We start from the raw sequence: 14,322 nt of genomic DNA, 5'->3' as shown, positions 1-14,322 counted from the left end.
TTGTTTGGTTTATCCGGTCTGCAAGATCAGCCAGCCGGCCGCAACGCCCAGCAGCATGGCAAACATGCCGACGGCGGTTTTGCGCGCCAGCAATTGACTGCCAACGAATAGCGTCAGGCTGAATTTGAATACCATGTTGGCAATGAATGCCAGGGTGATTGCGGTTACCACATGATTTTGCGTGAACTTGCCCAACTCGAACAGGTGCAGACTGGAAAGGGTGATGGGGTCGACATCGGTGAGGCCCGAGGCCAGCGCCACAGCGTACAGGCCCCGGCTGCCCGCATAGTCGGACAGCCAGGCAGCCGCGAACAATACTGCCGCATAGAGCAGGCCGAATCCCAGCGCCGTGCGTATTTCGGTGGGGTTGCCAAGTTCAAGATCAGGTAGCTCGTTAGTACCACGCAATCCCCGCCACAACAGGGCGGTGCCCAACAGTCCTGCAATCAGTCCACCACCCAGCACCGGTAACAGTGCAGGCAGCAGGCGCGGTGACACCACTGCTGCAATCACGCCGAGGCGCACCAGCACCACCAGATTGGCGAGCAGTATCACTACCGTGGCGAGCGGCGTCAGCGCGGCATTGTCACGTGCGTGACGAGAGAATACCAGGGTAGTGGCAGTACTCGACACCAGTCCGCCGAGCAGTCCCATCAAAGGGATGCCATGGCGCTGCCCGGCGATGCGCAGCGCGGCATAGCCGGCCAGACTGACACCGGAAATCAGCACTACCATCCACCAGATCTGATAAGGGTTGAGCGCGTGGTAGGGGCCATAATCCTGATTCGGCAGCAATGGCAGGATCACCAGCGACAACACTGCGAATTGCAGGAAGGAAAGCAGGTCGCGACGCGTAAGGCTGCGGGTGATGCCATGCAGTTCGGTCTTGAAGTAGAGCAGCACGGTGGCGACGATGGCGAGCATTACTGCCAGTTGATGGTAGCCATACCAGACCATTGCACCCAACCCGTAACAAAGGATGATGGCCGCCACCGTGGTGGTGCCGGGGTCATCACCCAGATACGGTGCACGCGCATAAGCCGCCACCATCATTCCACCGACCACCAGCAGGCCGCCTGCCAGCACCCAGGCGGCGTGCGTCTGTTCCGACAATAAGGCCGCCAGTGTGCCGAACAGCGCAACCAGCGTGAAGGTGCGCAGCCCGGCTTTGGCGCTGGGTGTACGCTCGCGCTCCAGGCCGATCAGCATGCCAATGGCCAGGCTGATGGCGAAGGCGGGTAGATGTTCCAGGCCTTCAACAGTAACGAATCCGGTATTGATTCAGGTCTCCTCGATCCAGTGTTCAAGCTTTAATTGTAGGCTGGTCACGCCATTGTAGGTATTGGTCTCGGGCCGGTATACCGCCTGAATGCGCTCTGGCAGGGGCTGGTCGCGAAAAAACAGGATGCTCTCGAATAGCTGCCCCGACATTTCCAGGCGCAGCTTGAGATGCTTTTCGCCCACCACGCGTTGCTGGGCAACGCGGAACACGCCGCTGAAACTCGGTGCGGGGAAACCTTGCCCCCACACTTGGCCGTCGAGCGCCTGGGCGAGCTCCAGATTCAGGGTTTGCAATGGCAGTTCGCCGTCGATTTCGATCACTTTGGACAAATCCCCGGGCGACAGCAATCCTTGAACGGTTTGTTCGAACTGCGTGGCAAAACGCGCAAAATCGGCTTCGCGGATGGATAAGCCGGCGGCTGCCGCATGGCCACCAAACTTGAGAATCAGATCGGGTGAGCGCTTGGATACGATATCCAGCGCATCGCGCAAATGCAGGGCGCCGATGGAGCGGCCCGAGCCTTTGATCTCGCCATCATTGCCACGTGCAAAGCAAATGGCGGGGCGATGGTATTTGTCCTTGAGGCGCGAAGCGAGAATGCCGATGACGCCCTGATGCCAGTCCGGATCGAACAGGGCCAGACTGTAGCTGTCGGTTGTTTCGATACTATCGAGAGAGGCCAGCGCGGTTTCCTGCATGCCGGCCTCGATAGTGCGACGCTCGGCATTGAGTGCATGCAGGCGCTGGGCGATAGTGAGGGCGGCAGTATCGTCGTCGGTGAGCAGGCAGGCGATGCCCAGCGACATGTCTTCCAGCCGGCCTGCCGCATTCAGGCGTGGACCCACCATGAAGCCGAGGTCGAATGCCGAGGCGCGTGCAGGGTCGCGTCCAGCGGCCTGAAACAAGGCGCGGATTCCGGCACACGACCGGCCCGCACGCATGCGGCGCAAACCCTGTTCAACCAGAATGCGGTTATTGTCGTCGAGCCGCACGACATCCGCCACCGTACCCAAAGCGACAATATCGAGCAGTTGCGCGAGATTGGGCAAGGTCCCGGCAGTAAATACGCCGCGCGCACGCAACTCGGCGCGTAACGCCAGCAACACATAAAACATGACGCCGACCCCGGCCAGATTTTTACTCGGGAAAGTGCAGCCTGGTTGATTGGGGTTGACGATCAGCGCCTCGGGCAACTCATCGCCAGGCAAGTGGTGATCGGTGATCAGCACTTCGATGCCGAGCCGTTTCGCCTCGGCGACACCGGCTACACTGGCGATACCATTGTCTACGGTGACAATCAGATCGGGATGGCGTCCGGCCGCCAGACGCACAATTTCCGGGGTGAGCCCATAGCCATACTCAAACCGGTTCGGTACCAGAAAATCCGCGCTGCCGCCCAGCAACCCCAGGCCGCGTAACGCGACTGCGCAGGCGGTGGCGCCATCGGCATCATAGTCGGCTACTACGAGGATACGTTCTTTGCGGATGAAGGCATCAGCCAGTCTTTGTGCGGCGGCATGTATGTTTTTGAGCGTATCAAAAGGCAGCAGGCCGGCAAGCCGGGTTTCCAGTTGCGCCATACGGGTAATTTGCCGGGCCGCATAAACGCGTGCCAGCACGGGATGCAGGCCGGCATCGGCGAGGGTGTTGGCGATGGCTTCAGGGTAAGGGCGGGGGATGATTTTTACCATGTGTGCAGTTTACCTTTAACCTTGTGCCCCAGCCGCTATAATCGCGCTTTGATTCGGGAGGCAGCATGTTGACTACTATCGACTTGATCCGTCATGGCGAACCCGTGGGCGGCCGTAAATACCGCGGCCAAACCGATGACCCGCTGTCGGAAAAAGGCTGGGCACAGATGTGGAAGGTGGTGGGGGATTATGCCGGGTGGCAGCGCATCATCACCTCTCCGTTAAGTCGTTGCCAGGCGTTTGCCGACGCACTGGCCGACAAACACGGTATCCCCGCCGGTGTGGAAGGGCGTTTCAAGGAAGTTATTTTTGGTGAGTGGGAAGGACAGACGCCCGGACAACTGACCGCCCATCATCCCGATCGGCTATTTGACTTCAGATGGGACCCGGTTGCGCATCGCCCGGAAGGCGCGGAACTGCTGACGGATTTTCACGCGCGCGTGATGGCGGGCTGGCATGCCATGCTGGCGGCGCATGCCGGTGAACATGTGCTGGTGGTGTGCCACGCCGGGGTGATTCGCATGCTGCTGGCCGGTGTGCTGGACATGCCCGTCCATAATGCCTATCGCATTCAGGTGGGCAGTGCAGCCGTGTCTCGCATTGTGGTGGAGGAAAGGCATGGACAACAACTGGCGACGTTGCTGTTTCACGATGGCGTATTGCCGGAAAATCCAAGCAAGGGATATCAGCCCGAATAACCGTGTGTTTCCCGGCTATCACAAGGCCGGATGCTGTTTCGGTGGTGTCCACTGATACAGCCAGGTTTCGCTCAATGCCTGGCCGTCTGCACGTAAATACAAGCGAAGATTGATTGGTTCGGTTGAATCGTCGGTCGGATGCAGATCGAACATTGCGCGTAGTCCATGAATCGACGCCAGCGGACGTACGGAAGCAATTTCGGTTTTTCCGCGTGACACCGTAATCACCGGTTCGACCACCGTATCCTTGCCGAGCATATGGAGTGCGCCGCCAGCAAAATCGACCACGAACCGCCAGGAGAAATAGGTGCGTTTCTGCCCGATGACGCCACCCAGTCCGGTACGTGTGGCAACTACCCTGGCAAGGGGTGAAGCAACCGGTGGTTTGGCACTCCAGTAGAGACGATAGGCGAACAGCAGTTCCTGTCCGGCATAGGTGGGTTTGTCCGGATTCCAGAAAGCGACGATGTTGTCTGAGGTTTCGTCCGCGGCCGGTAGTTCAATCAGTTGAATCGAGCCCTTTCCCCAGTCCGAGCGTGGCTCGACCCATAGACTGGGACGCCGATTATAGAAGGCGCCGTCATCCTGATAATGGTCGAAATTGCGGTCGCGCTGGAGCAGGCCGAAGCCGCGCGGATTCTCGTCGGCATAAGCATTGAAACGCAGATTCTCAGGATTGGTCAGCGGCCGCCAGATCCATTCTCCATTTCCGCGCCAAATTGCCAGACCATCTGAATCGTGGATTTCCGGCCGCCAGTCGTTGTTGATGCGATGATCATTCTCGCCAAACAGGAACATGCTGGTCAGCGGTGCCACACCCAGCCGTTCAATGGGCTTGCGCGGGTACAGCGCGGCATCGACATCCATGACCATCTGCGTGCCCGGATGAATGATGAAACGATAGGCGCCGGTGATGCTGGGCGAATCCATCAATGCGTACACTGTAAGCAGGCCAGATGCCGGTGCGGGCTGTTCAAACCAGAAAGCGGTAAAGCGAGGAAACTCTTCACTGCGCGCCATGCCGCTGTCGATTGCCAGACCACGGGCAGACAGACCATATTGCATCTCCGCATCGACTGCCCGGAAATAACTCGCGCCCAGAAAGGCGGCGATGTCGCGTTTTTCATCGGTGTGATAGAACAACTGAAAGCCGGCGAAACCCAGATTTGCGGGCAAATTCTCACCCTGCAGACCACTCTTTCCATAGTCGAACATGGCCGGGTTATAGGCGATTTCCTGTGCCTGCCCGTCTGTTATTTCATACATACGGACGGGCGTCTTGAAAGACAGGCCCGGATGAAAAAATCGGATCTGGAAACGTAGCCGATCCTTAGCCCACAAGGCATGGTCTGGGCGGTAGTGTATTGCCTGAAACTGGTCCCAGTTGAGCTTTTGTACGCTGTCCGGGAGAACATCGTCTGGTGCATGATAGGCGCTGGCCGCCAAAGCTTTGGCATGGCCCTTGAGCGATGCATAATCGAAGCGTTGAGGCTTGCCCAGGCTTTTCAGCAGGTTGTGCGCGGTAGCGCTATGCCCTAACTGTGGCAGTATTCCCAGGCTCAGTGCTGAAGATGCTTTCAGGAAGGCGCGTCGATGCATGACTGGGTACCTTTGGTTTAAGTGGATAATTGCGCCATGCAGGATGGGCATCCTCCGATGCCCATACGTCGAAATGCAGACGTGAAAGTGCAACGGGGTCATTAAGCAAGTGCATCTTATGGCTGGGGTCGAGCTTATCGGGGCCTTCCAGGAGTGCCTTGCGTACCATTCGCATACGACTGTCCGCAACGCGAAGTGTGCGGAAGCGCGGAGCGGAAACCGCGCAGATCATGGCATTGGTCGCCGGGTTGAGCACAGCATCCCGAAAGCCGGGTGGGGCAGGGGCATGGGCGGCATGTTCCTGAGTGTCGCGCAATTCATCCGGCATGCTCAATTCCTCGGGGATCAGGAACAAATTTCTCTTGCGTAAATATTGTCCCAGAGAAATGCGGCTGGAAAACACCGATATGGGTATCGAAAGTATCAGCGCGCCCACAATGGGTAATAACCAGAACAGGTAGGAAGGTTTGAGCCAAAATACACCTGCAGCCCAAACTACCCCCAATAGCGTATGCCGGCCATGCCGCTGTAGTGCCTCACCCCAACTGGTTTCGGCATTTTCGCGCGGAGGTGATTTCCATTGGATACCGCGTCCCAGTAGGGGCGCAATGACAAAGCCGGTATGGAATAGCATGCGAATCGGGGCGAGCAACGCCGAAAACACCAGCTCCATCAGCATGCTCAGACCAAGATTTAATCTTCCGCCAAAATTTTTTGCGCCTTGAATCCAGATCAGCATGACACTGAGAATCTTGGGTAGAAACAGTAAGGCGGCGGTTGCCGAGAATAGCGCAATGGCCCGCTGCGGATCCCATTCAGGCCATACCGGGAACAGCTGAAACGGGTGCGTGAAGTATTCCGGTACGACCAGCGCGTGTACAGCCAGTTGAGCGGTGGACAGCAGCAGAAACAGAAACCACAATGGTGCCGACACATATGCCGCGACGCCGGTCATGAACACTGCGCGATGCGCGGGATGCACTCCATTTGCCAGGAACAATCTGAAATTCATCAGATTGCCCTGACACCAGCGCCGGTCGCGTTTGAGCTCATCGACCAGGTTGGGTGGAACCTCCTCGTAACTGCCGGGCAGGTCATAGGCAATCCATACCGTCCAGCCGGCACGCCGCATCAGCGCAGCTTCCACAAAGTCGTGTGACAGAATTTCACCGGACAATGGCCCACGTCCGGATAAGCGGCCGAGCGCGCAGTGGCGCATAAAGGGCGCCACCCGGAGGATAGCGTTATGTCCCCAGTAATGCGATTCGCCGAGTTGCCAGAAATGCAGTCCGGCGACGAATATGGGTCCGTAGACATGGCTGGCAAATTGCTGCATGCGCGCATAAAGGGTGTCACGTCCGGCGACCTGTGGTGCGGACTGGATGATGCCGGCGCCGGGATTGGCTTCCATCAGGCGCACCAGGCTGGTCAGGCACGCGCCACTCATTACGCTGTCGGCATCGAGTACCACCATGTAACGGTAGCTGGCACCCCAGCGCCGGCAGAAATCGGCGACGTTACCGCTTTTGCGCTTGACCCGATGCTGGCGCCAGCGGTAGAACATGCGGCCAAATCCCTGCACCGCACCACACAAGGCGAGCCAGGCATGGACCTCGGCGACACGATTGTCGGCACTGCTGCTGTCGCTGAGTATGAAGAAGTCAAAGTGTTGCAATTCGCCGCTGCGCGCGAGTGATTCATAGGTGGCGCGTAGCCCGGCAAATACACGCGCCACGTTCTCGTTGCAGATCGGCATGATGACCGCAGTGCGCGCGAGTTTACCGATAGGCACATCGGCGGCGGTGGTGGCGGAAATGGCATAGCGGTCCCCACCCTTGAGTTTCAGTACGAAACCCATCATCGCGGTCCAGAAACCGACTGAAACCCAGCCCGACAAAATTGCGAACAGGATCAGGATGGCGATCTCCAGCAACCGATGACCGTGATAAGGCAGCACGGAAGCCATGACGCTGGTAGAAAAATAGACCTGGGCAATGATCAATACCAGCAAGACCATGCGACGTACGGTGGCAGCTGCTTGCCAGCCATCTGACGTGGACGGGTCAAGGTTTTCCTGGTGCTCGCCCTGCGCAGAGGCACTTTGGTTGGAACGCAATCGACGCGATTTGAATAAGCGAAAACTGGACTTGGGAGGCCAGTTTAGTGGCGCCATGGAGTGACGCTTGATGGTCGGGCCGGCAGGTAAACATGTCTGCGCTGGCGTGGCGGTCAGAGCAAGGGATTCGACAGATGTCGGCAGGCTATTTTGGCTGATGGTGAGACGGCTACATACTGAAGCGAGTGCAGGGTTGTCTGCATCTACAGGGTGATCCGGGCTGGCGAGCGCAATATGCAAGTCTGTCATTGCTTCACGCGAATTTAATGCGCCCTGTTCAGCTACCTGCTTTAACAGTCTTTGGCGTTGCGCTGGCGCCAGGGGCAGACGATCGAGATAGCGTTCGCAAAGGGCTTGGCCCGGATGGTTATGTTTTAATCGGGTGGCAGGATGTAGCTCCATATTTCTGATATTCCTTTATCTCCGCTGCGTAGGGATGCGCGCAACTCCACCGGTTTATTTGCGTCCAGTCTTTGCAAACGCAATGTGAGACGCCATCCGCCCGTCGCTTCGTTGTGAATCAGCTTTTGTTCAAGCAGCTTGCCGTTGGCATCAACGGACACCAATCCCTCGGGTTTCGATTCAACAGAATCCTTACCGGACAGCTTGCCTTCAAAATCAATTGCCAGCGAAATACTTCCGTCGGACGTATGCGTATATCCTCTACCAAGCAATGTTTGTGCCACCCATAATTCGGGCGGACGAGTGCCTTTGTCTTTCTGCCACAATATCCGGTAGGAAAAATCATAGGCGGTTTTGAGTGCTGGCAGTTTGTCAGGCACCCAGTAGGCAACGATGTTGTCGTTGGTTTCATCCGGGGTAGGTATCTGCACCAGTTCGACTCTGCCGGCGCCCCAGTTGCCTTTGGGCTCCACCCATGCGCTGGGACGCAGTTCGTAACGCAAAACCGGATCTTCATAATCGCTGAAGTCGCGCTGGCGCTGCATCAGTCCGAAGCCAAGCGGGTGGGTGGTGCTGAATGAGGTCACCAGAAGACGCTTGGGATTGACCAAAGGACGCCATATCCATTGGTCATTACCCATGTGGATCGAAAGCCCGTCGGAGTCGTGCACTGCAGGGCGGAAATCGTCTTTCTCAGGATGTTGGCCCAGGCCAAAATAAAACATGCTGGTGAGTGGTGCCAGACCCAGTTTGCCGACGGTACTGCGCAGGTACAGGCGGGCGCTGACATCCATTACCGTATCGACGCCTGGCTGCAGCACGAAGCGATAGGCGCCGGTCGCCCGCGGGGAATCAAGCAGCCCGTAGATGATCAGGCGCTTGTCCGAAGCCTGGGGTCTTAACAGCCAGAATTCCACAAAACGCGGAAACTCTTCGCCAGTACCCAGTGCGGTGTCGATCGCCAAGCCACGGGCCGACAGACCGTAGCGTTGATCTTTCCCGAGTGCGCGAAAATAGCTTGCGCCCAGGAAGGACAATACCTCATCCTTGCGCGTGGTCGAATTGACCGGATAGCGTATGCGCAAGCCCGCGAAGCCCGGGCCGTGTAGTTTGTCCAGGTCGACTTTGTTTGTTCCATAGTCGAAATCCTTTGGATTGAAATGAATCTCGCGAACCCCTTGGGCCGTGACTTCGTTGATCCTGACCGGCAGGTCGAAGTGCCAGCCTGGCGGATAGAAATCCACTTCGAAAGGAAGCTTGGCATCACGCCACAGAATGCGTTCTTTTTTGTAGTGAATCTGGCTGTAATGTTCGGAGTCCAGACTGCGTAATTCCTGCGGCAGCGTGACATCCGGCTTCTTGAATGATTGGTTCGCTAATTGGCGGGCACGATGTTCGACATCATGAAAATCAAATGCCGAGACCGGCGCTGATAGCAATCCAAAAAACAAGCCGATGGCGCATGCGAAGCATGAAAACTGTCTGCGAATGGCGACAGTTTTGAGAAATAAAAATGGATTGATTGAGAAAATTTTCGGTAAAAAAATGAAGGAAAAACACTGAGTCGTCATTATTACCCTATCAATTTTGGTTCAATGGAGACTGAGTCAATGCAGACTGGATATCTGAATAATTCGAACGATGGAAAGTTCCTGATTCAGTCTGGCAATTCTTAATGTCATCCTGCGAAGTTATCAGCAATATATACAGAAATCGATACTGCTAATCTCATATCTTGAGTACCAGTATGCTTGATATATTGCCGACAGCATGGAAAGTTAATAAGAAAGGTAGTGGGCTGACCGTGGTTTCCAGCTGATACGCGTGTAAGGCTGGTCATGTCCCGATATGGCAAGAGCCACATCTTCAATCCAGCGCTCGGTCGGAGCTGGCTTCAAATAAGTGGCCGCCACCACAGCCAGCAATCCGGCAGCAAGGGCCCAGCGGTTAATGCGAAAAGCCTTGAGCGAGGCTGCACTATGCAGAAAAATGACGCTGATCAAGCCCCCTAAAATAAAACCTGTCACCGCCTCGGAAATGGAGTGAGCATGGATTACCACGCGTGATATGTCGATGGCAATGGCGATGCTCCACCCGGTTATTAGACCCAACAGGCGTACGGATGGTGTGGTACTGCGCAGCATCAACAGATAAAGCAACACAGGATATACCGCTGTTGCACGCATCGCGTGACCACTGATACCAGTAAAATCCAGCGACTGGATGCCCAGCCCCCAACCTATGAATGCGATTTTGGTTACGACGACGATGGCCATGCCGCCCATAAATAGTGCGCACCACCAGGCAGCCAGCCGCCACGAGCGTCCCAACATCAGCCAGGCAGTGATTGCGGCTGCTGCAGGCGCAGTGACGACAATGCCGCCGAAGCTGGTCAGTTTTAGCCAGGAAATCATATTGTTAAGTACCGAGAATGTGCTGATGAAATGCGAGATGATCTTCGATAAATGAAGTAATAAAATAATAACTGTGGTCGTAACCGGCATGTCGTCGCAGGGTAAGCGGCTGTTGTGCGGCCGCGCAGGCCGCCTCAAATTTATCCGGCAATAGTTGTTCCTGTAGAAATTTGTCGCTTAGCCCCTGGTCAATCAGGATGCCGTTCGGGAATGGCGTCACGCGTTTTTTCATTAATTCAGTGGCATCGTATTGCCGCCAGTCGGATTGTTCAGAACCGAGATAGTGGTTGAAGGCTTTTTGCCCCCATGGGCACTGTGTAGGCGCAACGACAGGTGAAAATGCCGACACTGAATGATAGATATCGGGATTGCGCAACGCCAGTGCCAGCGCACCATGCCCCCCCATGGAATGACCAAACACGCCGATACGATCCGCACTCGCAGGGAAGGAAGCCAGGACCAGCTGGCGCAATTCCTGCGTGATGTAAGTATCCATGTTGAAGTGCTGGTTCCACGGCGCCTGGGTCGCATCCAGATAAAACCCGGCGCCCTCGCCGAAATCCCAATTGTCGGTTGCGCCTGTGATGCCGGTATCGCGCGGGCTGGTATCGGGCGCCACCAGCATGATGCCGTGCTGCGCGGCAAAACGCTGTGCACCGGCCTTGATCATGAAGGTTTCCTCGCTGCAGGTGAGCCCGGCCAGGTAGAACAGAACCGGCACCGGATGGTGCTGGGCCTGCGGCGGTTGATACACAGAAAAGCGCATCGGCAGGCCGATGGCAGCCGAGTCGTGGCGATAGAAACTCTGTACGCCGCCGAAGCAGGCGTGTTCGCTGATGCATTCGAGCATGGTCGGCGTCTCAATAAATCACAACGGAACGAATCGATTCGCCGCGCTTCATCAGGTCGAAGCCGTCGTTGATCTGATCCAGCGTCAGGCGATGGGTAATCAGGTCGTCGATATTCAGCTTGCCGTCCATGTACCAGTCGACGATTTTGGGTACGTCGGTGCGCCCGCGCGCGCCACCGAACGCGGAGCCTTTCCATACGCGTCCGGTCACCAGCTGGAACGGGCGCGTGCTGATTTCCTCGCCGCCGGCGGCCACGCCGATGATGATGGATTGCCCCCAGCCCTTGTGGCAGCACTCCAGCGCCTGGCGCATGGTGGTGACGTTGCCGATGCATTCGAAGCTGTAATCGGCGCCGCCGTCGGTCAGCGCGACGATGCGATCCACCACGTTGTCCACTTCCCTGGGGTTCACGAAATCGGTCATGCCGAATTGGCGCGCCATTGCTTCGCGTGCCGGGTTGATGTCGACGCCGATGATCTTGTTGGCGCCCACCATGCGCGCGGCCTGGATCACATTCAGCCCGATCCCGCCCAGGCCGAATACCACCACATTCGCGCCGGCTTCGACCTTGGCGGTAAAAATCACCGCACCGACGCCTGTGGTCACGCCGCAACCGATATAGCACACCTTGTCGAACGGCGCGTCTGCGCGAATCTTCGCCAGCGCGATTTCCGGCACCACGATGTAATTGGAAAAGGTGGAGGTGCCCATGTAGTGAAAAATGGGTTTGCCGTCGATGGAAAAACGGCTGGTTGCATCCGGCATCAGGCCGCGCCCCTGGGTGGAGCGGATGGCCTGGCACAGATTGGTCTTCTGCGACAGGCAGAACTTGCACTGCCGGCATTCCGGCGTGTACAGCGGAATGACGTGATCGTCTTTTTTCAGACTTTTGACATCCGGGCCGACATCCACCACTACGCCGGCACCTTCGTGGCCCAGGATGGCCGGGAAAATACCCTCTGGGTCGGCGCCGGACAAAGTGTAGTAATCGGTATGGCAAATACCGGTTGCCTTGATTTCCACAAGGACTTCACCGGCACGTGGCCCCCCCAGTTCAACCTCCTCGATCGTTAGCGGTTGTCCGGCTTTCCATGCGACAGCAGCTCTGGTTTTCATAATCACTTTTCCTTTATTTTGATATGGGTTGAATCCAGCGAATCCGGGCCTGGCAAGTTTAATTCATGCACGAGTATAGCGGTTGCAAATGATGTGCAAGCTAGTCACGATCAATCAACTCGTTGGTAGAGTCCTGTTTTTCGGTAAAGTTTTGCAGAATATGGCCGAAACTTTAGTATGAGTTCTATCAATGCGCATCAATCACCTGTAGTCGAACAGATTTCGCTGCCCGAAATTATCGGTGCTCAGTTACGCCATTGATCGGGCTGAGGGTTCGAGCTGGTCATTATCTACATCTACGTAGCTGCGCCTGAACTTTAGCCATAGGCAATTTGATTTGTAAGTGACAATAAGCTGATGTTTCATTACTAGCCGGGATGGATGCCATGATCGCCACTATCGAAATTATGGGTAAAAGCGTACAGATTCAATGGAGTAAAACCGCTGAAAAAGCGCTGAATAAACTGAGTAGCCCGCTTTTGGTGGAAATGGAACTGTTGTTTAGCTGTTTGATACGTAAAGCAGTCCGGTTCAGGCAGGATGATCATCCTGAAAATTTTGTATCGGTTACCCCTCAACTGAAAGTGCGTTTCCGTCCCGTGATGACAAAGGCCTGTCGCATCAGTGATCTGGATGGCGGAGAAACACCATTAACCGACTTCCCGATTAAAAATCCTTCCGCATTTGTTCCAAAATATCTTTGCATTGATTATCAGCGTGGCAAGTGGAGCGGGGAGTTTCAGCTCGTCGAATTTGCGAAAAATAGATGATTCACAAGGTTATGCTGGGCTTGCAATCGACTTCCAGAAACTTGCTTATCTCGTAGAACCAAACCCTGATCAGCACCATTCCACCATGGGCTTGGGGTATGCGCTTGAAACTGCATGGTATTGTATGAAGCATAGAGATGCTTCATATTCCAGGAGCAAATAAGCCACATCTGCTACAGAGGCTTCACGTCGCCACTTAGCAACATTGATGAAAGTCGCCAGGCCTCTGATTTTGTCCGGTTAATAAAAACCTTATTGATATAGTGTCTCCAACAAGAGACAAAGTCAGTCCTGTCTCTTTCCATTCAAGTATCCGCTGCCTTCCTGTGATTTTATTGCCCTAAGCAATTTCAGCTGCATCAATTTCGTGCCCGGGTTTTACGCTTTGAATGTTCCAGTGTTCCGCGTGCACTTCGTATCCCGCCATCAATCTGTCTGGAATCGGAGACATTAATCAACTAAGACAGTCACATAAAATATTGCAAACAATTGAATTAAAGCAAAATTATGTTAATGGCATAGGGCTTGCTTTGGTGGTTGGTGGCAAGTTTAATCTTTACGCCATCTGTACAAGTAAGTATTGACAACCCTATGGATAAATTAAGGATGATCAAATTGATGACTAACCAGAATCCACTCACCATGAAAAGAATATTTTGTAGTCTCTTAAGCGGCGCAGCCATCTTTGCTGTAGCTGGTAGCGCATCGGCCGTGGGGGTAGGTGCCGGGCTGGATGCAAATGTAGGTACAGGCGCGCGAGGTAATGCGGGCATGGAGGCGCCAGCAGGGGCAGGTGCAGATGTTCACGCAGTAGGATCGGCTGGCGCGAACACGCAGGGCTCAAGTCATATGAGTACGGAGGGCAACGCCAATCAAAATTCCCAAATGTCCCCCGAATCAACTAAAGGCATGGAACGGGCGCACGAACGCATGAGCGGAATGGGCAACGAACATGAACAGGCAACGGATGCCGGAGCTAAAACAAAAGAGTCTGCGAAATCCCATCACAAGGTGAAATCAAAGGCTAAAAGCGAAGCGCAATAATAGTGCAAAGTGATTCACGCATACTGGAGCCAGTATGGGCGAACTAAAGGGGGCTGTGTTTGCAGCATGGTTTTTGCTTATAGAACCGGGCAGGCGAAGTTTGAAGCTTGTCCCAAGCTGATTTGCGATTGTGGCAGGCACAGGCCTCAAGTTTTTAGTTTTCTGTGTGCTCCAACGTACATACCGTGAGAAAGAGTCGCTATATCCTCACTGTCTTTCGAACGCTGTTAATTGTAAGGGTCACTATTTGGCCTCGTAGTCATAGGTACTTTCTCATTCCGGGGAAACCGGAAAAATCAGCGTGAATTGCCCGAATGTTTACGGTTCTCTGGCAGGCAG

General features: G+C 55.3%; 11 protein-coding genes. 3 read left to right on the top strand and 8 right to left on the bottom strand.

Features of this window, described 5'->3' with window-relative positions; translation table 11 throughout:
- Positions 1-9: 9 nt before the first annotated feature.
- Together ACYCZJ_RS07655 and recJ are read right to left on the bottom strand one after the other, a co-directional pair.
- Positions 10-1,221, bottom strand: a complete 1,212-nt coding sequence (locus ACYCZJ_RS07655; RefSeq protein WP_461553677.1) for an MgtC/SapB family protein — start codon at positions 1,219-1,221, stop codon at positions 10-12.
- A 60-nt stretch (positions 1,222-1,281) separates the two neighbouring features.
- Positions 1,282-2,973 (bottom strand): single-stranded-DNA-specific exonuclease RecJ, encoded by a 1,692-nt coding sequence (gene recJ, locus ACYCZJ_RS07650; RefSeq protein ID WP_461553636.1) that lies wholly within the window; start codon positions 2,971-2,973, stop codon positions 1,282-1,284.
- 65 nt (positions 2,974-3,038) lie between these two features.
- Between recJ and ACYCZJ_RS07645 the strand changes: the two genes are divergently transcribed.
- Positions 3,039-3,671, top strand: a complete 633-nt coding sequence (locus tag ACYCZJ_RS07645) for a histidine phosphatase family protein (protein WP_461553635.1) — start codon at positions 3,039-3,041, stop codon at positions 3,669-3,671.
- 18 nt (positions 3,672-3,689) lie between these two features.
- Here the strand turns inward: ACYCZJ_RS07645 and ACYCZJ_RS07640 are convergent, their stop codons facing one another.
- From ACYCZJ_RS07640 to ACYCZJ_RS07615, 6 genes are all read right to left on the bottom strand, one after another.
- Complete coding sequence (locus tag ACYCZJ_RS07640) at positions 3,690-5,270, bottom strand: OpgD/OpgG family glucan biosynthesis protein (RefSeq protein WP_461553634.1); 1,581 nt, start codon at positions 5,268-5,270, stop codon at positions 3,690-3,692.
- The gene (mdoH, locus tag ACYCZJ_RS07635) at positions 5,200-7,788 is read right to left on the bottom strand and encodes a glucans biosynthesis glucosyltransferase MdoH (protein WP_461553633.1); all 2,589 of its coding nucleotides are present in this window, start codon (positions 7,786-7,788) and stop codon (positions 5,200-5,202) included. Before mdoH ends, ACYCZJ_RS07640 begins: the two co-directional genes overlap by 71 nt.
- Positions 7,761-9,239, bottom strand: a complete 1,479-nt coding sequence (locus ACYCZJ_RS07630) for a glucan biosynthesis protein G (protein ID WP_461553632.1) — start codon at positions 9,237-9,239, stop codon at positions 7,761-7,763. Before ACYCZJ_RS07630 ends, mdoH begins: the two co-directional genes overlap by 28 nt.
- Before the next feature lie 327 nt (positions 9,240-9,566).
- Positions 9,567-10,202, bottom strand: a complete 636-nt coding sequence (locus ACYCZJ_RS07625; RefSeq protein WP_461553631.1) for a phosphatase PAP2 family protein — start codon at positions 10,200-10,202, stop codon at positions 9,567-9,569.
- Between the two features lie 4 nt (positions 10,203-10,206).
- Positions 10,207-11,052 (bottom strand): S-formylglutathione hydrolase, encoded by an 846-nt coding sequence (fghA, locus tag ACYCZJ_RS07620; RefSeq protein ID WP_461553630.1) that lies wholly within the window; start codon positions 11,050-11,052, stop codon positions 10,207-10,209.
- Between the two features lie 10 nt (positions 11,053-11,062).
- A complete protein-coding gene (locus ACYCZJ_RS07615; protein WP_461553629.1) occupies positions 11,063-12,169 on the bottom strand; it encodes an S-(hydroxymethyl)glutathione dehydrogenase/class III alcohol dehydrogenase in 1,107 nt (368 codons plus the stop codon).
- A gap of 386 nt (positions 12,170-12,555) precedes the next feature.
- Here ACYCZJ_RS07615 and ACYCZJ_RS07610 point away from each other — a divergent pair, with 386 nt between their 5' ends.
- Both ACYCZJ_RS07610 and ACYCZJ_RS07605 read left to right on the top strand, forming a co-directional pair.
- Positions 12,556-12,939: a hypothetical protein gene (locus ACYCZJ_RS07610; RefSeq protein ID WP_461553628.1), complete on the top strand. Its 384-nt coding sequence runs from the start codon at positions 12,556-12,558 to the stop codon at positions 12,937-12,939.
- A 525-nt stretch (positions 12,940-13,464) separates the two neighbouring features.
- Complete coding sequence (locus ACYCZJ_RS07605; RefSeq protein WP_461553627.1) at positions 13,465-13,983, top strand: hypothetical protein; 519 nt, start codon at positions 13,465-13,467, stop codon at positions 13,981-13,983.
- Positions 13,984-14,322 lie beyond the last annotated feature (339 nt).

The sequence above is a fragment of the Sulfuriferula sp. genome (genome assembly GCF_054605375.1).
Note: the sequence above shows the minus strand (reverse complement) of the source record. Positions and strands in the feature narration are given on the sequence as shown.

Coding starts and splice junctions, on each gene's coding strand:
- recJ (WP_461553636.1), bottom strand. CDS start 2,973: ATGGTAAAAATCATCCCCCGCCCTTACCCTGAAGCCATCGCCAACACC.
- ACYCZJ_RS07645 (WP_461553635.1), top strand. CDS start 3,039: ATGTTGACTACTATCGACTTGATCCGTCATGGCGAACCCGTGGGCGGC.
- ACYCZJ_RS07640 (WP_461553634.1), bottom strand. CDS start 5,270: ATGCATCGACGCGCCTTCCTGAAAGCATCTTCAGCACTGAGCCTGGGA.
- mdoH (WP_461553633.1), bottom strand. CDS start 7,788: ATGGAGCTACATCCTGCCACCCGATTAAAACATAACCATCCGGGCCAA.
- ACYCZJ_RS07625 (WP_461553631.1), bottom strand. CDS start 10,202: ATGATTTCCTGGCTAAAACTGACCAGCTTCGGCGGCATTGTCGTCACT.
- fghA (WP_461553630.1), bottom strand. CDS start 11,052: ATGCTCGAATGCATCAGCGAACACGCCTGCTTCGGCGGCGTACAGAGT.
- ACYCZJ_RS07615 (WP_461553629.1), bottom strand. CDS start 12,169: ATGAAAACCAGAGCTGCTGTCGCATGGAAAGCCGGACAACCGCTAACG.
- ACYCZJ_RS07610 (WP_461553628.1), top strand. CDS start 12,556: ATGATCGCCACTATCGAAATTATGGGTAAAAGCGTACAGATTCAATGG.